Source organism: Pseudomonas sp. BIGb0278, from assembly GCF_024809895.1.
GTDB lineage: Bacteria > Pseudomonadota > Gammaproteobacteria > Pseudomonadales > Pseudomonadaceae > Aquipseudomonas > Aquipseudomonas shirazensis.
Map to the genome: position 1 here is coordinate 753,992 of NZ_JANUEL010000002.1, position 19,238 is coordinate 773,229.

General features: G+C 62.6%; 20 protein-coding genes. 15 read left to right on the forward strand and 5 right to left on the reverse strand.

Annotated features, from left to right (window positions below):
- Positions 1 to 38: 38 nt before the first annotated feature.
- On the forward strand, positions 39 to 1,148 hold the full coding sequence (locus tag M2396_RS12190; protein WP_188036908.1) for an aminopeptidase: 1,110 nt from the start codon (positions 39 to 41) through the stop codon (positions 1,146 to 1,148).
- Here M2396_RS12190 and M2396_RS12195 read toward each other — a convergent pair.
- Together M2396_RS12195 and M2396_RS12200 are read right to left on the reverse strand one after the other, a co-directional pair.
- Positions 1,138 to 1,788: an HAD family hydrolase gene (locus tag M2396_RS12195; protein ID WP_101322736.1), complete on the reverse strand. Its 651-nt coding sequence runs from the start codon at positions 1,786 to 1,788 to the stop codon at positions 1,138 to 1,140. The genes M2396_RS12190 and M2396_RS12195 overlap by 11 nt on opposite strands.
- A gap of 38 nt (positions 1,789 to 1,826) precedes the next feature.
- Positions 1,827 to 2,375 carry a gamma carbonic anhydrase family protein gene (locus M2396_RS12200; protein WP_101322735.1) on the reverse strand — a complete coding sequence of 183 codons (549 nt, stop codon included), beginning with the start codon at positions 2,373 to 2,375 and terminating at the stop codon, positions 1,827 to 1,829.
- A 66-nt stretch (positions 2,376 to 2,441) separates the two neighbouring features.
- On the opposite strand from M2396_RS12200, the gene prlC reads away from it, so the two are divergent.
- The 5 genes from prlC to M2396_RS12225 all read left to right on the forward strand — a co-directional run bounded on the left by prlC (position 2,442) and on the right by M2396_RS12225 (position 8,671).
- Positions 2,442 to 4,529, forward strand: coding sequence for an oligopeptidase A (prlC, locus tag M2396_RS12205; protein WP_101322734.1), 2,088 nt, complete (start codon positions 2,442 to 2,444; stop codon positions 4,527 to 4,529).
- Positions 4,526 to 4,807 carry a YheV family putative zinc ribbon protein gene (locus M2396_RS12210; protein ID WP_101322733.1) on the forward strand — a complete coding sequence of 94 codons (282 nt, stop codon included), beginning with the start codon at positions 4,526 to 4,528 and terminating at the stop codon, positions 4,805 to 4,807. Before prlC ends, M2396_RS12210 begins: the two co-directional genes overlap by 4 nt.
- A 75-nt stretch (positions 4,808 to 4,882) precedes the next feature.
- Positions 4,883 to 5,938, forward strand: a complete 1,056-nt coding sequence (locus M2396_RS12215) for a PA0069 family radical SAM protein (protein WP_409035098.1) — start codon at positions 4,883 to 4,885, stop codon at positions 5,936 to 5,938.
- Positions 5,939 to 6,222: 284 nt separating this feature from the next.
- Entirely contained in the window at positions 6,223 to 6,945 is a 723-nt protein-coding gene (locus M2396_RS12220; RefSeq protein WP_101322730.1) for a carbonic anhydrase, read from the forward strand.
- Between the two features lie 193 nt (positions 6,946 to 7,138).
- Positions 7,139 to 8,671, forward strand: coding sequence for a SulP family inorganic anion transporter (locus tag M2396_RS12225; RefSeq protein ID WP_259075190.1), 1,533 nt, complete (start codon positions 7,139 to 7,141; stop codon positions 8,669 to 8,671).
- Between the two features lie 72 nt (positions 8,672 to 8,743).
- Here the strand turns inward: M2396_RS12225 and M2396_RS12230 are convergent, their stop codons facing one another.
- Positions 8,744 to 9,385, reverse strand: coding sequence for a hypothetical protein (locus M2396_RS12230; RefSeq protein ID WP_101322728.1), 642 nt, complete (start codon positions 9,383 to 9,385; stop codon positions 8,744 to 8,746).
- Between the two features lie 386 nt (positions 9,386 to 9,771).
- Between M2396_RS12230 and coxB the strand changes: the two genes are divergently transcribed.
- The 4 genes from coxB to M2396_RS12250 are packed head-to-tail and all read left to right on the forward strand — an operon-like array spanning position 9,772 to position 14,006.
- Entirely contained in the window at positions 9,772 to 10,899 is a 1,128-nt protein-coding gene (gene coxB, locus M2396_RS12235) for a cytochrome c oxidase subunit II (RefSeq protein ID WP_188036907.1), read from the forward strand.
- Between the two features lie 43 nt (positions 10,900 to 10,942).
- Complete coding sequence (gene ctaD / locus M2396_RS12240) at positions 10,943 to 12,526, forward strand: cytochrome c oxidase subunit I (protein ID WP_101322726.1); 1,584 nt, start codon at positions 10,943 to 10,945, stop codon at positions 12,524 to 12,526.
- A 9-nt stretch (positions 12,527 to 12,535) separates the two neighbouring features.
- Complete coding sequence (locus M2396_RS12245) at positions 12,536 to 13,102, forward strand: cytochrome c oxidase assembly protein (RefSeq protein WP_101322725.1); 567 nt, start codon at positions 12,536 to 12,538, stop codon at positions 13,100 to 13,102.
- Positions 13,103 to 13,118: 16 nt separating this feature from the next.
- Complete coding sequence (locus M2396_RS12250) at positions 13,119 to 14,006, forward strand: cytochrome c oxidase subunit 3 (protein WP_259075192.1); 888 nt, start codon at positions 13,119 to 13,121, stop codon at positions 14,004 to 14,006.
- A 151-nt stretch (positions 14,007 to 14,157) separates the two neighbouring features.
- Here the strand turns inward: M2396_RS12250 and M2396_RS12255 are convergent, their stop codons facing one another.
- Complete coding sequence (locus M2396_RS12255) at positions 14,158 to 14,361, reverse strand: twin transmembrane helix small protein (protein ID WP_101322723.1); 204 nt, start codon at positions 14,359 to 14,361, stop codon at positions 14,158 to 14,160.
- A gap of 64 nt (positions 14,362 to 14,425) precedes the next feature.
- On the opposite strand from M2396_RS12255, the gene M2396_RS12260 reads away from it, so the two are divergent.
- From M2396_RS12260 to M2396_RS12280, 5 genes are read left to right on the forward strand one after another with little or no spacing between them, the layout of a single operon-like run.
- A complete protein-coding gene (locus M2396_RS12260) occupies positions 14,426 to 15,166 on the forward strand; it encodes an SURF1 family protein (RefSeq protein WP_150570261.1) in 741 nt (246 codons plus the stop codon).
- On the forward strand, positions 15,132 to 15,716 hold the full coding sequence (locus tag M2396_RS12265) for a hypothetical protein (protein WP_150570260.1): 585 nt from the start codon (positions 15,132 to 15,134) through the stop codon (positions 15,714 to 15,716). Before M2396_RS12260 ends, M2396_RS12265 begins: the two co-directional genes overlap by 35 nt.
- Before the next feature lie 10 nt (positions 15,717 to 15,726).
- On the forward strand, positions 15,727 to 16,794 hold the full coding sequence (locus M2396_RS12270; RefSeq protein WP_150570259.1) for a heme A synthase: 1,068 nt from the start codon (positions 15,727 to 15,729) through the stop codon (positions 16,792 to 16,794).
- The gene (gene cyoE / locus M2396_RS12275) at positions 16,779 to 17,681 is read left to right on the forward strand and encodes a heme o synthase (protein WP_150572334.1); all 903 of its coding nucleotides are present in this window, start codon (positions 16,779 to 16,781) and stop codon (positions 17,679 to 17,681) included. The genes M2396_RS12270 and cyoE overlap by 16 nt, the downstream gene beginning before the upstream one ends.
- Positions 17,678 to 18,310, forward strand: coding sequence for an SCO family protein (locus M2396_RS12280; protein ID WP_259075195.1), 633 nt, complete (start codon positions 17,678 to 17,680; stop codon positions 18,308 to 18,310). Before cyoE ends, M2396_RS12280 begins: the two co-directional genes overlap by 4 nt.
- Before the next feature lie 90 nt (positions 18,311 to 18,400).
- On the opposite strand, the gene M2396_RS12285 is transcribed toward M2396_RS12280, so the two are convergent.
- On the reverse strand, positions 18,401 to 19,174 hold the full coding sequence (locus M2396_RS12285; RefSeq protein ID WP_101322717.1) for a MetQ/NlpA family ABC transporter substrate-binding protein: 774 nt from the start codon (positions 19,172 to 19,174) through the stop codon (positions 18,401 to 18,403).
- Positions 19,175 to 19,238 lie beyond the last annotated feature (64 nt).

Here is a 19,238-nt window from a genome sequence, read left to right on the forward strand (position 1 = left end):
GTGGCTTTGCACAACCTTGAGCGAGATGAACAGCGGCGATGCTTTACGATCTTTTTAGTCAGCGCTCAGGCCTTGGGGCACTCGACCGCGTTTTCTCACCTTTGGTTCCCGTACTGGCGCTTGTTCTGCTGAGCGGTTGCAGCAGCGTGAGTTACTACAGCCAACTGGCCGCGGGCCAATTGCAGTTGCTGCGTGCGCGCCAGCCGGTCGAGCAGCTGCTGCGCGACCCGGCGACAGATCCGGTGTTGCGCGAGCGGCTTGAGCACGCCGAGAGGGCCCGAGTGTTTGCCAGCGGTGTGCTGAAGCTGCCGGATAACCGCAGCTACCGGGTGTATGCCGATCTGGGCCGGCCGTACGTGGTATGGAACGTGTTCGCCACGCCTGAGCTGTCGTTGCAGCCAATCACTCACTGCTTCCCGATTGCCGGCTGCGTGGCCTATCGCGGTTACTACCGCCAAGGCGCAGCGCGCGGTGCGGCGGCGTTGATGCGCCAGCAAGGGCTGGACGTGTATGTCGGCGGTGTCGAAGCCTACTCGACCTTGGGCTGGTTCGATGACCCGCTGCTGTCGTCGATGCTTGGCTGGGGTGACGAGCGGCTGGCTTCGTTGATCTTTCACGAGCTGGCACACCAGCGCTTTTACGTGAAGGATGACACCGAGTTCAACGAGTCCTTTGCCACTTTCGTCGAGCAGCAAGGCACGCGGCAATGGCGCGCCGCCCGTGGCCTTGCAGCGGTTGGCGAAGACACTTCACGGCAACGCGAGCAGTTCATTCAGCTGGTGCTCGATAGCCGCGAGCGATTGCAGCAGCTCTACGCGGGGCAACTGTCCGATGCCGCCAAGCGAGCGGCCAAGCAAGCCGAGTTTGCCCGTCTGCGCGCCGAGTACCGGCAGCTGCGCGATGGTCAATGGGCGGGCGACAAACGCTATGACGCCTGGATCTACGCACCAATGAGCAATGCCAAGCTGTTGCCCTTCGGCCTTTATGACCAATGGGTGCCGGCCTTTGCGGCATTGTTCCAGCAGGTCGGCGGGGATTGGCCGCGGTTCTATCAGGTGGTTGAACAGCTGGGCAAGCTGCCCCTGGCACAGCGTAAAGCTGAGCTGGGCAAGCTTGCGCAGCCGTCGGCGAAGCTGATCAGGCCCTGATAAACGCCTGATGCAGTTCAGCCAGCGTTTCGAAATGGAAGGCTGGCGCTTCTGCCGTCAGCTCTTCGCGGCTGCCGAAGCCGTAGCCCACCGCCACGGCCTGCACGCCGTTGCTGCGCGCGCCGATCAGGTCGTGCTTGCGGTCACCGATCATCAGGGTATGCGCCGGGTCGAGGCCTTCCTGCTCGAGCAGGTGGGCGATCAGCTCGACCTTGTTGGTGCGCGTGCCATCCAGCTCGCTGCCGTAGATCACCTTGAAGTGATGGTCGAAGGCAAAGTGGCGGGCAATTTCGCGGGCAAATTCCCACGGCTTCGAGGTGGCTACATACAGCGTGCGGCCTTGCTCGTTGAGCGCTTGGAGCAGCTCGGGCACGCCGGCATACACGCTGTTTTCATAGAGCCCGGTGACCTTGAAGCGCTCGCGGTAGAAGTTCACCGCCTGCCATGCCTTGGCCTCGTCGAACTCGTAGAACTGCATGAAGGCCTGCAGCAAGGGCGGGCCGATGAAGTGCTCGAGGCGGGTCAGGTCCGGCTCGTCGATGCCCAGTTTGGCCAGGGCGTACTGGATCGAACGGGTAATGCCCAGACGCGGGTCGGTCAGGGTGCCGTCCAGGTCGAAAAGAATGGTCTGCTGGTGCATGGAGTCTCTCGGTTGTGCGGATGGGCGCCGCGAAGGCGTCATTCCGGGCGGTCGTAGCCTTCGGCCAGGTGCAGGTCCTTGAGCTTGACGTAGTTGGCGGCACTGTACGGGAAAAACGCCCGCTCCTTGTCAGTCAGTGCCCGCGCCTGTTTGACCGGGCTGCCGACATACAGGTAACCGCTTTGCAGGCGCTTGCCCGGCGGCACCAGGCTGCCGGCGCCGATGATCACCTCGTCCTCGACCACCGCGCCATCCATGATGGTGCTGCCCATGCCGACCAGGATGCGATTGCCCAGGGTGCAGCCATGCAGCATGACTTTGTGACCGATGGTCACCTCGTCGCCGATGATCAGTGGGAAGCCGTCCGGGTTGAACGGGCCGGCATGGGTGATGTGCAGCACGCTGCCGTCCTGCACGCTGGTGCGCGCACCGATGCGGATGCGGTGCATGTCGCCGCGCACCACGGTCAGCGGCCATACCGAGCTGTCCTCGCCGATCTGCACGTCGCCCAGCACCACCGCCGAACGGTCGACAAAGGCCCGGGGTCCAACTATCGGAGTGTGTTGCTGAAAGCTACGAATGGCCATGATAGCGCCTCTCTTGAATGCCAATAGGCGGGCTGCCTGCTGCGGACGGCGTCGATTGTAATTAAGATGGTCCCATGTTTCTCCTGCCAAGGTATCCAAACCGTGAGTGCGAACAACCCGCTTCTGCAGTCCTACGATCTGCCGCCCTTCTCGGCAATCCGTGCCGAACACGTGTTGCCGGCGATCGAACAGATCCTTGCCGATAACCGTAAAGCCATCGCTGAAATTCTCAAAAGCCAGGGCCAGCACCCTACCTGGGCTGGCCTGGTGCTGGCGATGGACGAACTCAACGACCGCCTCGGCGCGGCCTGGAGCCCGGTCAGCCACCTCAATGCGGTGTGCAACAGCGCCGAGCTGCGCGAGGCCTATGAGTCGTGCCTGCCTGCCTTGAGCGCCTACTCCACCGAGATGGGCCAGAACCGCGAGCTGTTCCAGGCCTATGAAGCCCTGGCCAACAGCCCCGAGTCGGCGACCTTCGACGTCGCCCAAAAGACCATCCTCGAGCACGCCCTGCGTGACTTCCGCCTGTCGGGTATCGACCTGCCGGCGGACAAACAGCAGCGCTATGCCGAAGTGCAGAGCAAGCTCAGCGAGCTGGGCAGCCGCTTCTCCAACCAATTGCTCGACGCCACCCAGGCCTGGAGCAAGCACGTCAGCGACGAAGCCGCCCTCGCCGGCCTGACCGAATCGGCCAAGGCGCAGATGGCTGCCGCTGCGCAAGCCAAGGGCCTCGATGGCTGGCTGATCACCCTGGAATTCCCCAGCTACTACGCGGTGATGACCTACGCCAACGACCGCGCCCTGCGTGAAGAACTGTACGCCGCTTACTGCACCCGCGCTTCGGACCAGGGCCCGAACGCCGGCCAGTTCGACAACGGCCCGGTCATGAACGAGATCCTCGACCTGCGTCAGGAGCTGGCGCAGCTGCTCGGTTACCCGAACTTCGCCGAGCTGAGCCTGGCGACGAAGATGGCCGAGTCCAGCGACCAGGTGCTGAGCTTCCTGCGGGACCTGGCCAAGCGCAGCAAGCCGTTTGCCGCGCAGGACCTGGCACAGCTCAAGGCCTACGCTGCCGAGCAAGGCTGCCCTGAACTGGCCAGCTGGGACGTCGGTTACTTCGGCGAGAAGCTGCGCGAGCAGCGCTACAGCGTTTCGCAGGAAACCCTGCGTGCCTACTTCCCGATCGACAAGGTGCTGTCTGGCCTGTTCGCCATCGTCCAGCGCCTGTACGGCATCGAAATCGCCGAACTCAAGGGCTTCGACAGCTGGCACCCGGACGTGCGCCTGTTCGAGATCAAGGAGAACGGCGAGCACGTCGGGCGCTTCTTCTTCGACCTTTATGCCCGCGCCAACAAGCGTGGCGGTGCCTGGATGGACGGCGCGCGCGACCGCCGCCGTACCGAGGCTGGCAGCCTGCAGAGCCCGGTGGCCAACCTGGTGTGCAACTTCACCCCGGCCGCGCCTGGCAAGCCGGCGCTGCTGACCCACGATGAAGTCACCACTCTGTTCCACGAATTCGGCCACGGCCTGCATCACCTGCTGACCCGCATCGAGCATGCCGGCGTATCCGGCATCAACGGTGTGGCCTGGGATGCGGTCGAGCTGCCAAGTCAGTTCATGGAAAACTGGTGCTGGGAGCCCGAGGGCCTGGCGTTGATCTCGGGCCACTTCGAGACCGCCGAGCCACTGCCGCAGGACCTGCTCGACAAGATGCTCGCAGCGAAGAACTTCCAGTCCGGCATGATGATGGTGCGCCAGCTCGAGTTCTCGCTGTTCGATTTCGAGCTGCACGCCACCCACGGCGACGGTCGCAGCGCGCTGGAGGTGCTGGAAGGCGTGCGTGATGAAGTCACGGTGATGCGTCCGCCGGCCTACAACCGCTTCCCGAACAGCTTCGCGCACATCTTTGCCGGCGGTTACGCTGCCGGTTACTACAGCTATAAATGGGCCGAAGTGCTGTCGGCTGATGCCTTCTCGCGCTTCGAAGAAGAAGGCGTACTCAATGCCGAAACCGGCCGCGCCTTCCGTGAGGCGATCCTCGCCCGCGGTGGTTCGCGTGAGCCGATGGTACTGTTTGTCGACTTCCGTGGCCGCGAGCCGTCGATCGATGCCCTGCTGCGTCACTGCGGCTTGAGCGAGGATGCAGCGGCATGAGTGAGGTGCCTGTGAGCAAGACCAAAAAACGCTTTATCGCCGGGGCGGTCTGCCCGGCGTGCAGCGAGCCGGATCGCTTGACCATGTGGAGCGAAGACGGCGTACCGCACCGAGAGTGCGTCGCCTGCGGGTTTACCGATACGCTCAACGAGCAGGGCCTGTCGGTGCCCAAGGAGCTGGGCACACGGGTCAACCAGCAGGCGGTCAAGGCTGAGCCGGTCAAGGTGCAGACGGTGCAGTTTTTCCCTAACCCCAAGTTGAAAAAGCCCAGCGAGTAACTGAGCGCCGGGCGGTCATGGCATTGGCTGCGCAATCGGAGTACTGTATATAAAAACAGTGCTCCGAGTATGCTCATGTCAGTCTCTCCTGTGCGCGGTCGTGGCACCGCCGACAATCCTCATAACCGATTTGCGCCAAGCGTATCGGTGGCGGAGGATGACGGCTGGTATCAAGAGGTGCCGCTCACCCAGGGCACCGAGATCCGCAGCGAAACCGCCAAGACCATCATCACCCGCAACACCTCCCCCGACCTGCCCTTCGACCGTTCGATCAACCCCTATCGCGGTTGCGAGCACGGCTGCATCTACTGCTATGCGCGGCCCAGCCATGCTTACTGGGATTTGTCCCCAGGGCTGGATTTCGAAACCAAGCTAATTGCCAAGACCAACGCTGCCGAAGTGCTCGAACAACAGCTGAGCAAGCCGGGATACGTCTGTGCACCGATCAACCTTGGCTCCAACACCGACCCGTACCAGCCCATCGAGCGTGAGCAGTTGCTGACCCGGCGCTTGCTGGAGGTACTGCTGCGCTTTCGCCATCCGGTCACCATCGTCACCAAAGGCTCGTTGATTCTGCGTGACCTCGACCTGCTCACCGAGCTGGCTCAGCAGCGCCTGGTGCGGGTAATGATCAGCCTGACCACCCTCGATGATGAGCTCAAACGTGTGCTCGAGCCGCGTGCGGCAGCGCCCAAGGCACGCCTGCGGGCGATCCGGGTGATGCGCGCAGCGGGTATCCCGGTCGGCGTGCTGTGCTCGCCGATGATCCCGATGATCAACGACAGCGAGCTGGAGCATCTGCTTGAAGCGGCCAAGCAGGCCGGAGCGCAAAGTGCGGCGTACATGATGTTGCGTTTGCCGTTGGAGGTAGCGCCGTTGTTCGAACAGTGGTTGCAGGATCATTACCCGCAGCGCGCCGCGCACGTGCTCAGCCTGATCCGCCAGAGCCGCGGCGGCGAACTTTACGACAGCCGGTTCGGCAGCCGCATGCGCGGTGAAGGAGTGTTTGCCGAATTGTTGCAGCAGCGCTTCTCTCGGGCCATGCGCCGGCTGGATTTTGCCGGCCGCGAGGCGCAAACGCTGGACTGCTCGGCGTTCTGTCGGCCCGGCGGGCAGATGGCACTGTTTTGAGCCCAGGCAGTTACCCTTCAGCCCAACTAATACTGCACAATATTTTTACTAATGACTCTTGGCCTCTGATGTTTTTTTGCTATTATCAAAGTCCCGCCAAATGAAGCTGGAACGCCCGTTCTAGAGCCTTCAAATTAAGTTTCAATTAAGTTTTCCCCGGTAGCGTAGGAAATCAGTCCACACCGACTGTGATTCATGGCCCGTGCGTGTCATCTAATTCCCCGCATAGCCAGAATCTTTAACCGGTAATATGGAACTTACCCACACCGTCTAGAGGATGAATCATGCCCATCAAGGACCCATCCAAAGCCGCCCCGGCTGCTGTCCCGGCCGAAAGCGCCGATGCCGCCCTTAAGCATATCGTCGACGGCTTCCTGAAGTTTCATCACGATGTGTTTCCAGAGCAGCAAGAGCTGTTCAAGAAGCTCGCCACAGCGCAAACCCCACGCGCTATGTTCATTACCTGTGCCGACTCACGGATTGTTCCCGAACTGATCACCCAGAGCTCGCCAGGCGACCTGTTCGTGACCCGTAACGTCGGTAACGTGGTCCCGCCTTATGGCCAGATGAACGGTGGTGTTTCGACAGCCATCGAGTACGCCGTGCTGGCCCTCGGTGTGCACCACATCATCATCTGTGGCCACTCCGACTGCGGCGCCATGCGTGCGGTGCTCAACCCCGCTTCGCTGGAAAAGATGCCGACCGTAAAGGCCTGGCTGCGCCACGCCGAAGTGGCCCGCACAGTGGTTGAAGACAACTGCTCGTGCGGCAGCGAGCACGAGACCATGCAGGTCGTGACCAAAGAAAACGTCATCGCCCAGCTGCAGCACCTGCGCACGCACCCGTCGGTCGCTTCGCGCCTGGCCGCTGGCCAGTTGCACATCCACGGTTGGATTTACGACATCGAGACCAGTCGGATCGAAGCCTATGACGCCGTCAGCGACAGCTTCCTGCCGTTGGAGGCTGGCCAGCCGATCCCGAGCGCCACGCCGAGAGGCCGCTACTAAGCGACCCTGACACCCGCAAAACCTTGATAGCCGACCGCGCACCCTAAGGGGCGCGGTGCGGCCTTCGGCTGCCTTGAATTTCCCTGACCGAGTTGCCGGCATCTGCGCTGGCGGCGGGCGCCTGCGCGCCTGTCAGGGGCCCATTGTGCCCATGGCCAGCGGACCGGCCATGTGTCTAGAAAGGAGAAATACGGTGAACAAAACACAGATCAAGGCGGCCCTGCCGCGAGAATTACTGGCTTCAGTGGTGGTGTTTCTGGTGGCCCTGCCCCTTTGTATGGGTATCGCCATCGCATCCGGCATGCCGCCTGCCAAGGGGCTGATTACCGGCATTATCGGCGGCATCGTGGTCGGCTTCATTGCCGGTTCGCCGCTGCAGGTCAGTGGCCCGGCGGCGGGCCTGGCGGTGCTGGTGTTCGAGCTGGTGCGCCAGCATGGCATGGCCATGCTTGGGCCGATTCTGCTGCTGGCGGGCTTGCTGCAGCTATTGGCCGGGCGTTTTCGTTTGGGCTGCTGGTTTCGGGTTACGGCACCGGCGGTGGTGTACGGCATGCTCGCCGGGATTGGCGTGCTGATTGTGCTGTCGCAGGTGCATGTGATGTTCGACACCGCGCCGCAGCCTTCGGGCCTCAACAACCTGCTGGCCTTCCCCGAAACGCTGCTGGCAGCGCTGCCGCTGGAAAACGCGGGGAATGGCTGGCAGGCCGGTGCGCTTGGCTTGGGCACCATCGCCATGATGTGGGCCTGGGAGCGCTTCCGGCCGCAGCGGCTGCGCTTTGTGCCGGGCGCGCTGCTCGGTGTGGCAAGCATGACCGCAATCGCCATGTGGCTGGCACTGCCGGTCAACCGCGTGGTGGTGCCGGCGGACCTGTCCGAAGCGATCGACTGGCTGCGCCCGGATGACCTGCTGAAGCTGGCCGACCCGACCTTGCTGGTCGCCGCCTTTGCCCTGGCCTTCATCGCCAGTGCTGAAACGCTGCTGTCTGCTGCAGCGGTAGACCGCATGCACAGCGGGCAGCGCTCGGACTTCGACAAGGAGCTTTCGGCGCAAGGCATCGGCAACATGCTCTGCGGCGTGCTCGGTGCGCTGCCGATGACCGGGGTGATCGTGCGCAGCTCGGCCAACGTCCAGGCCGGCGCGCAGACTCGCGCTTCGGCGATCCTGCATGGTGTCTGGCTGCTGGGCTTTGTGGTAGTGCTGAGCAGCGTGCTGCAGCAGATTCCGGTGGCGAGCCTGGCCGGGGTGCTGGTGTATACCGGGATCAAGCTGGTTGATTTCAAGGCGTTTCGCAGCCTTGGCCGATATGGCCGGATGCCGATGTTCACCTATGCCGCAACAGCGCTGGCGATCATCTTCACCGACCTGCTGACCGGGGTCTTGCTGGGCTTTGCCTTGACTCTGTTGAAGCTGGCGTTCAAGGCGGCCCGGCTGAAAATCAATCTGGTCGACCTGACCAAGCCTGGGCATATGGAGTTGCGCCTGAGCGGCGCGGCCACCTTCCTCAAGGTGCCGGCCCTGACCCAGGTACTTGAGCAGGTGCCTGCGGGCACGACCCTGCATGTGCCGCTGGGCAACCTGAGCTACATCGACCACTCGTGCCTGGAACTGCTGGAAGACTGGGGGCGCAGCAATGCCGCCAAGGGCTCACGCTTGAAGATCGAGCAGTGGCGCTTGAAGCGGCGGATCGAGGGGCGGCTGCGGACCACGGCGGGCGTGGGTGCCTGAGCGGGCACTGCACCTAAACAGTATTGGCCGGTCGCGGGTTGCCCGCGACCGGCCGGTTCACACTGCGTCAGCTCAAGCCGGTTGGCCGAGCTCGACCCCCAGCTGGCGCGACAGGCACGGCCAGCGTTTCCAGGCTTCACCGGTCGCCGGGCTGCTCAGCGTGGCGCGGTAGGCTTCGACCGATTCCAGGGCGAAGCTGTCGTCGTCGAGCATCTCGTCGACCGAGTGATGCACCACTTCATCCAGTTGGTTGGCAAACTCTTCGCCGATCAGTTGATGGGCGATCAGGTTGGCCACGGTGGTGTCCGCCGGAATCAGCGGCTGCCCGAAGTGCTTGATGTACAGATCGTTGACCTCTTCGACCAGACGATGGGCCAGGTAGGCTTCATCGAGCAGGCAATCGAGGCCGACATGCCCTTGCATGACGCTGGGCGGTTGCATGAAATAGGCTTCGGCGATCTTCAATACCGGTTTGATCTGCGACTCGATGCCAGCTTCGAGCGCGACCGCATGGGCAGCTTCGAGTAGCTCTGGAACCTCGTCGATATAAGCGCCAACAAAGCGCGCCAGGGTGCCCTGAGCATCTTTCTCAGGGAGTTGGATGGACGGATGCAGGTGCGGCAGTTGCGCTTCGAGGCGCTGTTTCAATTGGCCGCTCTGGCTCTCATGTTGATGGGCTTGTTTGATCTGCTCGCGTACAGCGGCGATGTTCATGACAACTCCAGGGACATTGGGTGACAAACGGAAGACAGTACTTACGGAAAGCTCTAAGTTAGCTCGGTATACCGGATGCCTAAGACGCATTTGTTATAAGCAACGCAAACGTGTGCGAGCTCAAGAATATAGCGATGCCATCATTATGCCATGACCCAGCAATGGCGCGGGTTTGCTGGGTTTTGTGGCTTTGTGACGATGTTTTCATAGGCCGCGTTGCGTGGCCTAGAGCGCTGTCTATACTCGGGTTGAACGTGATTGGTTGATGAGGCCCACCTGCAGTTTGCAGAGGAGCTCGGTCGTCGAAGCAGGCTGTCTTGACCGCCGCCCCCCCTTGCCCAAGGTCTATGCCTCCGGGATTACAAGAATGATAAGGGGAACCCGCAATGATGCGACATCCACATGTCTGGATGGGCCTTCTGTTGTGGTCGGTTATCGGTCAGGCGCATGGCGCATGGACCGTCAACATGGCGCCCGGGGCTACCGAAGTCTCCCACGCAGTGTTCGACCTGCACATGATCATCTTCTGGATCTGCGTCGTTATCGGCATCGTGGTGTTTGGCGCGATGTTCTGGTCGATGGTGATCCACCGCCGCTCAACCGGCCAGCAGGCCGCGCACTTCCACGAGCACACCTGGGTCGAGATCATGTGGACCGTGGTGCCGCTGCTTATCCTCATCGTCATGGCCATCCCTGCCACCAAGACCCTGATCGAAATCTACGACGCCAGTGAATCGGACATCGATATCCAGGTCACCGGCTACCAGTGGAAGTGGCATTACAAATACCTGGGGCAGGATGTCGAGTTCTTCAGCAACCTTGCCACCCCCGCGGAACAGATCAACAACAAGGCGCCCAAGGACGAGCATTACCTGCTCGAGGTCGACCAGCCGCTGGTGATCCCGGTGGGCGCCAAGGTGCGTTTTCTGGTCACGGCCGCCGACGTGATCCACTCCTGGTGGGTACCGGCCTTTGCGGTCAAGCGTGACGCCATCCCCGGCTTCGTCAACGAAGCCTGGACCCGGGTCGAGAAACCCGGCATCTACCGCGGCCAGTGCACCGAGCTGTGCGGCAAGGACCACGGCTTCATGCCGGTGGTGGTCGAGGTCAAGTCGCAGGCCGATTACGACACCTGGCTGGGCGAGCGCAAGGCCGAAGCGGCCAAGCTCAAAGAGCTGAACAGCAAGGAATGGACCCTGCAAGAGCTGGTCGAGCGCGGCGACAAGGTCTATCACACTACTTGCGTCGCCTGTCACCAGGCCGAGGGCCAGGGCTTGCCGCCAATGTTCCCGGCACTCAAGGGCTCGAAAATCGCTACCGGGCCTATCGAAGGCCACTTGGGCATTGTCTTCCACGGCAAGCCCGGCACGGCCATGGCCGCGTTTGGCAAACAGCTCTCGGAAGTCGATATCGCCGCCGTGGTCACCTATGAGCGCAACGCCTGGGGCAACAACAAAGGCGACATGGTCACGCCTAAAGACGTGCTCGCGCTCAAGCAGGCAGAAGCCAAATGAGCCGTAAATTGCGCCGCAGCCAGTGGCTGGCAGGAGACAGGACATGAGTGCAGTGATCGACGAGCATGGCCACGACCATGCCCACGGCCCGGCCAAGGGCTTGATGCGCTGGGTGTTGACCACCAACCACAAGGACATCGGCACGATGTACCTGTGGTTCAGCTTCTGCATGTTCCTGCTCGGCGGCTCGTTCGCCATGGTCATTCGCGCCGAGCTGTTCCAGCCGGGGCTGCAGATCGTCGAACCGGCTTTCTTCAACCAGATGACCACCATGCACGGCCTGATCATGGTATTCGGCGCGGTGATGCCGGCGTTTGTCGGCCTGGCCAACTGGATGATCCCATTGATGATCGGCGCCCCGGACATGGCCCTGCCGCGGATGAACAACTTCAGTTTCTGGCTGCTGCCGGCGGCGTTTCTGCTGTTGGTATCGACCCTGTTCAGCGCCGGTGGCGGGCCCAACTTCGGCTGGACCTTCTACGCGCCGTTATCCACCACCTATGCGCCGGCCAGCGTGACCTTCTTCATCTTTGCTATCCACCTGATGGGCGTCAGCTCGATCATGGGCGCGATCAACGTGATCGCGACCATTCTCAACCTGCGCGCGCCGGGCATGACCCTGATGAAAATGCCGCTGTTCGTCTGGACCTGGCTGATCACCGCCTTTCTGCTGATCGCCGTGATGCCGGTGCTGGCCGGGGTGGTGACGATGATGCTGATGGATATTCACTTCGGCACCAGCTTCTTCAGCGCGGCCGGCGGTGGTGATCCGGTGTTGTTCCAGCATGTGTTCTGGTTCTTCGGCCACCCCGAGGTGTACATCATGATCCTGCCGGCGTTCGGCGCAGTCAGCTCGATCATCCCGGCGTTTTCACGCAAGCCGCTGTTTGGCTACACCTCGATGGTGTACGCCACCGGGGCGATCGCGTTTCTGTCGTTCATTGTCTGGGCGCACCACATGTTCGTGGTCGGCATCCCGGTGGTGGGCGAGCTGTTCTTCATGTACGCGACGATGCTGATTGCGGTGCCGACCGGGGTCAAGGTGTTCAACTGGGTCAGCACCATGTGGGAAGGCTCGCTGACCTTCGAGACGCCGATGCTGTTCGCCATTGCCTTTGTCATCCTGTTCACCATCGGCGGTTTCTCCGGGCTGATGCTGGCGATTGCCCCGGCGGACTTCCAGTACCACGACACCTACTTCGTGGTGGCGCACTTCCACTATGTGCTGGTGCCTGGGGCGATCTTTGGCATCTTCGCGTCGGCCTACTACTGGCTGCCGAAATGGACTGGCCACATGTACGACGAAACCCTCGGCAAGCTGCACTTCTGGCTGTCGTTCATCGGCATGAACCTGGCCTTCTTCCCGATGCACTTCGTTGGCCTGGCCGGCATGCCCCGGCGCATCCCCGACTACAACCTGCAGTTCGCCGACTTCAACATGGTCTCGTCGATTGGTGCATTCCTGTTCGGCGCTACGCAGATCTTCTTCCTGTTCATCGTCATCAAGACCATCCGTGGAGGCCGGCCAGCGCCGGCCAAACCGTGGGATGGCGCCGAAGGGCTGGAGTGGTCGGTGCCATCGCCGGCGCCGTACCACACCTTCCAGACGCCGCCGGAAGTGAAATAGGGCCTTGCCATGACCAGCCTGCCACTCAAACGCCTGGTGCGCCGCCTGCTGCTGCTGACGGTGGTGATGTTTGCCTTCGGCTTTGCCCTGGTGCCGCTGTACGACGTGATGTGCAAGGCGTTCGGCATCAATGGCAAGACCGGCGGGCAATATGAAGGCAGCCAGGTCAGCGACCCTTCGCGCACGGTGCGGGTGCAGTTCATGTCGACCAATGCTGGTGACATGAGCTGGGACTTCTACTCGCGTGCCGACCAGGTCGAGGTCAACCCGGGCGCGGTCAACCAGATGATCTTTGTGGCGCACAACCCGACCGACAAGCCGATGAGCGCTCAGGCGGTACCGAGCATCACTCCGGCCGAGGCGGCGGCGTATTTCCACAAGACCGAATGCTTCTGCTTTACCCAGCAGGTGCTGCAGCCGGGTGAGCGCATTGAGATGCCGGTGCGGTTCATCGTCGACCGCGACCTGCCGGGCAACGTCAAGCACCTGACTCTGGCCTACACCTTGTTCGACATCACCGCTCGCCACCCGCCGGTTGCCCAGTTGAGCACCGAGGGCGTCCAGCGCGCCCGCTGAGGGAAGGAGAACAGCAATGGCACACCACGATCACTACTACGTCCCGGCGCAGAGCAAATGGCCGATCATCGCCACCATCGGCATGTTCGTCACGGTGTTCGGCCTGGGCACCTGGTTCAATGATCTGAAGGCCGGCCACCCGGATTCGCACGGGCCGCTGATCTTCTTCTTCGGTGCGCTGTGCCTGGCCTACATGCTGTTCGGCTGGTTCGGTGCGGTGGTCAGGGAGAACAAGGCGGGGCTGTACAGCGCGCAAATGAACCGCTCGTTCCGCTGGGGTATGGGCTGGTTCATCTTCTCCGAGGTGATGTTCTTTCTGGCTTTCTTTGGCGCGCTGTTCTATGTGCGCGTGCTGGCCGGGCCGTGGTTGGGCGGTGACGGCGCCAAGGGTGTGGCGCACATGCTCTGGCCGAACTTCGAGTTTGCCTGGCCGCTTTTGCACACGCCGGACCCGAAGCTGTTTCCGCCGCCCAAGGATGTCATCGACCCTTGGCACCTGCCGTTGATCAACACCCTGCTGTTGGTCAGCTCGAGCGTGACCATTACCATCGCCCACCACGCATTACGCAAAGGCCATCGCGGGCCGCTGAAGTTGTGGCTGGGACTGACCATCCTGCTGGGGCTGTCGTTTCTGGCATTGCAGGCCTACGAGTACTACGAAGCTTATGTGCATCTGGGGCTGACGTTGGGCTCGGGGATCTATGGTGCGACGTTCTTCATGCTGACCGGGTTCCACGGCGCGCACGTGACCTTGGGGACGGTGATTTTGATCGTGATGTTCGTGCGCGTGCTGCGCGGGCATTTTGATGCCAACCAGCATTTCGGTTTCGAGGCGGCCAGTTGGTATTGGCATTTTGTCGACGTGGTTTGGGTTGGGTTGTTTGTATTTGTTTATGTGCTGTAACGGCTTGCGCGGACCCTGTAGGAGCGGCCTTGTGTCGCGATAGGCGCGCGTAGCGGGCCCGGCGATCTGTGGTGGCTGCACGATTTATGTGGCCGCTGCGCGCCCCAATCGCGACACAAGGCCGCTCCTACACAGGGCGCGTGGGATGCAATTAGAAGGGCGCGTGGGAGACCAGTTGCCCGCTCATGAAGCCCCAGGCGATCAGACCGATGGTCAGCGCTGCGAGGCTGACGCGCACGGTCAGGGCCTTGAGCAGGCGGGTCGAGTCTTGATCGTCCTTGACCAGAAACACCAGGCCACTGAACAGGCTGGCAACAGTGGCCAACAACAGCAAAACAATGGCGGCCTTGAGCATGGCGGCACTCCCCGGGGGGCTTGGTGATGCAGGCAAGTATAGCGTTCGCACAGCGTGGCCCAAGGTGAAGCCGTTTCGCCCCGGGCTGGTGCCGACTCTGGTGGTGCTTGCACTGCTGCCGGGGTTGATCGCGCTGGGTTGCTGGCAACTGAGCCGCGCCGAGCAGAAGCGCGAACTGCTGGCGACCTACGCCGAACGCCAGGTCGAAGCGCCGCTGGCGCTGGCCGAGCTGCAGTCGCTGGCCGATCCGGCTTTTCATCGGGTGCAGCTGTTTGGCCACTTTGACGCCAATCACAGCCTGCTGCTGGACAACCGCCTGCGCGACGGCCAGGTCGGCGTCGAGCTGCTGCAACCGTTTCTCGATCAGGCCAGCGGCCACTGGCTGTTGATAAATCGCGGCTGGCTGCCCTGGCCCGATCGGCGTGTGCCGGCGCGCTTCGATACCCCTTCGCAAACGCTGGCGCTGCAGGCGTCGGTCTATATCGCCCCCGGCGCGGCCTTCCAACTGCACCCGGACCCGGTCGGCGGGCAGTGGCCGCACCTGCTCACTGCCATCGACCCCGCTGCGCTCTGGCAGCAGTTGGGGCGTGACGGTTATGGCCACGAACTGCGCCTGCTCGGCGGGCCAGCCAGCTACCGGCTGGACTGGCCGATAGTCGCCATGGGCCCGGAAAAGCACCTGGGCTACGCCGTGCAGTGGTTCGCCCTGGCGGCGGCATTGGTGCTGCTGTACCTGTACTTCGGCTGGCATAACAACAAGGAGCATCACCATGAGCGCCGCCACGAGTCCACTGGACGTGCCTGAAGGCCGCAAGCCCCGCAGCCGCGGACGCTGGCAGCTGTTGCTGATCTTGCTGGTCACCCTCGGCCCGATGATCCTTGCCACCAGCATGTACAAGTTCAAGTTCTGGGTGCCGGACGGCCGCAGTTATCACGGTGCAATGATCGGCAACGGCCTGAGCCGGGCCGACATTGGTATCCCGGCGCAGGAGCAGCGCTGGCAGCTGCTGGTCAGCGCGCCGGCGGCGTGTGATCAGCCCTGCCAGAACCTTGTGTACCTGGCGCGGCAGATCCAGATCGGCCTGGGCCGCGATGCCAGCCGCGCCAGCCATGCGCTGGCGGCTGCGCAGCCACTGAGCAGCGATTACCAGCAGCTGCTCACCCGCGAGTACCCGCAGTTGCAGCGTTATCCGCTGGACCTGCAGCGCTACGGCGAGCACGTCAGCGAGCCGGGGCCGCAACTGTGGATCGTCGACCCGCACGGCAACCTGGTGCTGCGTTACGACGCCACGGTCAAGGGCAAGCACGTGCTCGACGACCTGCGTCATCTGCTCAAGCTGTCCAACATCGGATAGGAGCTCTGCCATGGCCAGACCCGGCTATCGCCTCGCTGTGTTCGCAACCTTGCTGGCGCTGGTGGTGGTACTGCTGGGCGCCTATACCCGGCTGACCCATGCTGGTCTCGGCTGCCCGGACTGGCCCGGTTGCTACGGCTTTATCAGCGTGCCCAAAAGCGACGCGCAGCTGGCCCATGCCGAGCTGCACTTCCCTGAGCATCCCGTTGAAGCAGCCAAGGGCTGGGCCGAGATGGTCCATCGCTACTTTGCCGGTGGCCTGGCGCTGGTGATTGCCTGGCTGGCGTTGCAGGCGCTGCGCCGGCACGCCCGTGACGGCCAGCCCTACCGTCTGCCACTGCTGCTGCTGGCGGTGGTGCTGGCGCAAGCGGCGTTTGGTATGTGGACGGTGACCTTGAAGCTGTGGCCGCAGGTGGTCACGGCGCACCTGCTTGGCGGCTTCACTACGTTGAGCCTCCTGTTGCTGCTATCACTGCGTCTATCCCGGGCCTTTGCGCCATTGCCGAAACTGCCGTTGAGCCTGCGCCGAGTCGCCGCGCTGGGGCTGCTGACCGTGATTGGCCAAGTCGCTCTGGGCGGTTGGGTCAGTGCCAACTATGCCGCCGTCGCCTGCATCGACCTGCCGACTTGCCATGGCCAGTGGTGGCCTGCGGCTGACTTCAGCAATGGCTTTCACCTGACTCAACATGTCGGCCCCAATTACCTCGGTGGCCAGCTCGACAGTGATGCGCGCACGGCGATTCATATCAGCCATCGGCTGGGTGCACTACTGGTCACGGCCGTACTGTTGCTGCTCAGCCACAAGCTCTACCGCAACGGTTTGCGCGCCCTGGCCGGGCTGGTCATGCTGGCGCTGGCGGTGCAGATCAGCCTTGGCGTCAGCAATGTCCTGCTGCACCTGCCGCTGGCCGTCGCGGTGGCGCACAACGCCGGTGGTGCTGCGCTGTTGCTGTGCATGGTGTTGGTGAATTACCGCATTCGCGTGGTCGACAAGGTCCGCGTCGGCCATGGCTGGCGCTTGACCCGCGTGGCCGGGGCACATGTACCGATGAGGAGTGACGCATGGCGACGGTTCTGAGCACGCCGCGGCAGCAGGCCAGCTGGCGCGATTATGTCGAGCTGACCAAGCCCAAGGTGGTGCTGTTGATGCTGATCACCGCGCTGGTCGGGATGTTTCTCGCGACCCGTGCGGGCGTGCCGTGGACGGTGTTGCTGTTCGGCAACCTGGGTATCGGCCTGTGCGCTGGCGCTGCGGCTGCGGTCAACCATGTGGTCGACCGGCGGATTGATGGATTGATGGCGCGCACCCATAAGCGGCCTTTGGCCGATGGCAGGATCGCGCCCATGGCAGCGCTGGCCTTTGCCTTGCTTCTGGCGGTGCTCGGCATGAGCGTGCTGCTGGTGTTCACCAACGCCCTGACAGCCTGGCTGACCCTGGCTTCACTGCTCGGTTATGCGGTGCTCTACACCGGTTTTCTCAAGCGTGCGACACCGCAGAATATCGTTATCGGTGGCCTGGCCGGGGCCGCGCCGCCGTTGCTCGGTTGGGTTGCAGTGACCGGGCAGATCACCGCCGAGCCGTTGTTGCTGGTGCTGATCATCTTCGCCTGGACGCCGCCGCACTTCTGGGCGCTGGCCATCCACCGCAAGGAGGAATACGCCAAGGCAGCGATCCCGATGTTGCCGGTGACCCATGGCGAGGCCTACACCAAGCTGCATATCCTGCTGTATACCTGGGTGCTGCTGGCGGCAAGTCTGCTGCCGTTCGCCATCCACATGAGCGGCCTGCTGTATCTGGCCTGTGCGCTGCTGCTGGGGCTGGGTTTTGTCCGCTGGGCCTGGGTGCTGTACCGTGGCACCCGGCCGCACGCGGCGATCAAGACCTTCAAGTACTCTATCGGGTACCTGTTCGCCCTGTTCATCGCCCTGCTCGTTGACCACTATCTGTTGATGCTGAATCTATGACCCGAACCCAGAAAACCGTCTTCATTCTCGTTGCCGTGGTTGCCTTGATCCTCGGCCTGACCGTCAACAAGGTGCTCAACGGCCGCAGCGAGGCCAACCCAGCTGAACTGATCGATGCCGGCATCATCCTGCTGCCGCAGAGCCGCAGCGTGCCGGCGGTGAGCATGACCGACCAGAACGGCCAGCCGGTCGAGCTCGATCAGCTCAAAGGCAAATGGTCGTTGCTGTTCTTCGGCTACACCTACTGCCCGGACATCTGCCCGACGACCCTGGCGCAGCTGCGCCAGGTCAAGAGCGAGCTGCCCAAGGAAGCCTTGGAGCGTTTGCAAGTGGTGCTGGTCAGCGTCGATCCGCACCGCGATACCGCCACTCAGCTGAAGCAGTACCTGGGCTACTTCGACAAGGATTTCGTCGGCCTGGCCGGCTCGATCGAGGACACCCAGAAGCTGGCCAATGCCCTGAGCATTCCATTTATCCCTGCTGACACCAGCAAGCCCGGCTACACCGTCGATCACAGCGGCAACCTGGCTGTGGTCGGGCCCGATGGGCGCCAGCGCGGCTTTATCCGCGCACCGTTCAACAACCAGAAGCTGGCGGCGCAGCTGCCGGGGCTGGTCACGCGCGACTGAGGCCAGAAAGCACTGCGGGGCAAGCCCGCCGCCTGCAGTGCACAAGCTGCAGGCGGCGGGCTTGCCCCGCAGGTGTTGCGGTCGGCTCGATCAGAACGCCGGCAGTACCGCGCCTTTGTACTTCTCGGTGATGAACGCTTTGACTTCAGGCGAATGCAGCGCTGCAACCAGCTTCTTCATCGCGTCCGAGTCCTTGTTGTCCGGGCGTGCCACCAGGATGTTGACGTAAGGCGAGTCGCTGCCTTCGATCACCAGGGCATCCTTGGACGGATCAAGCTTGGCTTCCAGCGCGTAGTTGGTATTGATCAGGGCCAGATCGACCTGAGTCAGCACACGCGGGATGGTGGCCGCTTCCAGCTCGCGGAACTTGAGGTTCTTGGTGTTGGTGGTGATGTCTTTCACAGTCGACAAGATGTTGCTCTTGTCCTTCAGGCTGATCACACCGGCCTTGTCCAGCAGCAACAACGCGCGGCCGCCGTTGGTAGCATCGTTGGGGATAACCACGGTAGCGCCGGCCGGCAGCTCGTCGAGCTTCTTCAGCTTGCTCGAGTAAGCGCCCAGTGGCTCCAGGTGCACGCCGGCAACGCTGACCAGGTTGGTGCCTTTGGCCTTGTTGAACTCATCCAGGTACGGCTGGTGCTGGAAGAAGTTGGCATCCAGGCGCTTCTCGGCAACCTGTACGTTTGGCTGCACGTAGTCGGTGAAGACCTTGACCTTGAGGTCGACGCCTTCTTTAGCCAGCACGGGTTTGACGAACTCGAGGATCTCGGCGTGCGGCACCGGGCTTGCGGCGACGGTGATGGTCTCGGCAGCGTGCGCCGAAAAAGCCGCCACAGCGGCAACAACAGCAAGCAGTTTTTTCATCAAACACTCCTTGTGAGGGCCGCGACGGCCCCCGAACGGGTCGGCCTGGCCGACCCCATTGGGG

Coding starts and splice junctions, on each gene's coding strand:
- M2396_RS12195 (WP_101322736.1), bottom strand. CDS start 1,788: ATGCACCAGCAGACCATTCTTTTCGACCTGGACGGCACCCTGACCGAC.
- M2396_RS12270 (WP_150570259.1), top strand. CDS start 15,727: ATGGCCAGACCCGGCTATCGCCTCGCTGTGTTCGCAACCTTGCTGGCG.
- M2396_RS12250 (WP_259075192.1), top strand. CDS start 13,119: ATGGCACACCACGATCACTACTACGTCCCGGCGCAGAGCAAATGGCCG.
- M2396_RS12210 (WP_101322733.1), top strand. CDS start 4,526: ATGAGTGAGGTGCCTGTGAGCAAGACCAAAAAACGCTTTATCGCCGGG.
- cyoE (WP_150572334.1), top strand. CDS start 16,779: ATGGCGACGGTTCTGAGCACGCCGCGGCAGCAGGCCAGCTGGCGCGAT.
- M2396_RS12280 (WP_259075195.1), top strand. CDS start 17,678: ATGACCCGAACCCAGAAAACCGTCTTCATTCTCGTTGCCGTGGTTGCC.
- M2396_RS12265 (WP_150570260.1), top strand. CDS start 15,132: ATGAGCGCCGCCACGAGTCCACTGGACGTGCCTGAAGGCCGCAAGCCC.
- M2396_RS12285 (WP_101322717.1), bottom strand. CDS start 19,174: ATGAAAAAACTGCTTGCTGTTGTTGCCGCTGTGGCGGCTTTTTCGGCG.
- prlC (WP_101322734.1), top strand. CDS start 2,442: ATGGTCCCATGTTTCTCCTGCCAAGGTATCCAAACCGTGAGTGCGAAC.
- M2396_RS12200 (WP_101322735.1), bottom strand. CDS start 2,375: ATGGCCATTCGTAGCTTTCAGCAACACACTCCGATAGTTGGACCCCGG.
- coxB (WP_188036907.1), top strand. CDS start 9,772: ATGATGCGACATCCACATGTCTGGATGGGCCTTCTGTTGTGGTCGGTT.
- M2396_RS12220 (WP_101322730.1), top strand. CDS start 6,223: ATGCCCATCAAGGACCCATCCAAAGCCGCCCCGGCTGCTGTCCCGGCC.
- ctaD (WP_101322726.1), top strand. CDS start 10,943: ATGAGTGCAGTGATCGACGAGCATGGCCACGACCATGCCCACGGCCCG.
- M2396_RS12245 (WP_101322725.1), top strand. CDS start 12,536: ATGACCAGCCTGCCACTCAAACGCCTGGTGCGCCGCCTGCTGCTGCTG.
- M2396_RS12190 (WP_188036908.1), top strand. CDS start 39: ATGCTTTACGATCTTTTTAGTCAGCGCTCAGGCCTTGGGGCACTCGAC.
- M2396_RS12230 (WP_101322728.1), bottom strand. CDS start 9,385: ATGAACATCGCCGCTGTACGCGAGCAGATCAAACAAGCCCATCAACAT.
- M2396_RS12255 (WP_101322723.1), bottom strand. CDS start 14,361: ATGCTCAAGGCCGCCATTGTTTTGCTGTTGTTGGCCACTGTTGCCAGC.
- M2396_RS12215 (WP_409035098.1), top strand. CDS start 4,883: ATGTCAGTCTCTCCTGTGCGCGGTCGTGGCACCGCCGACAATCCTCAT.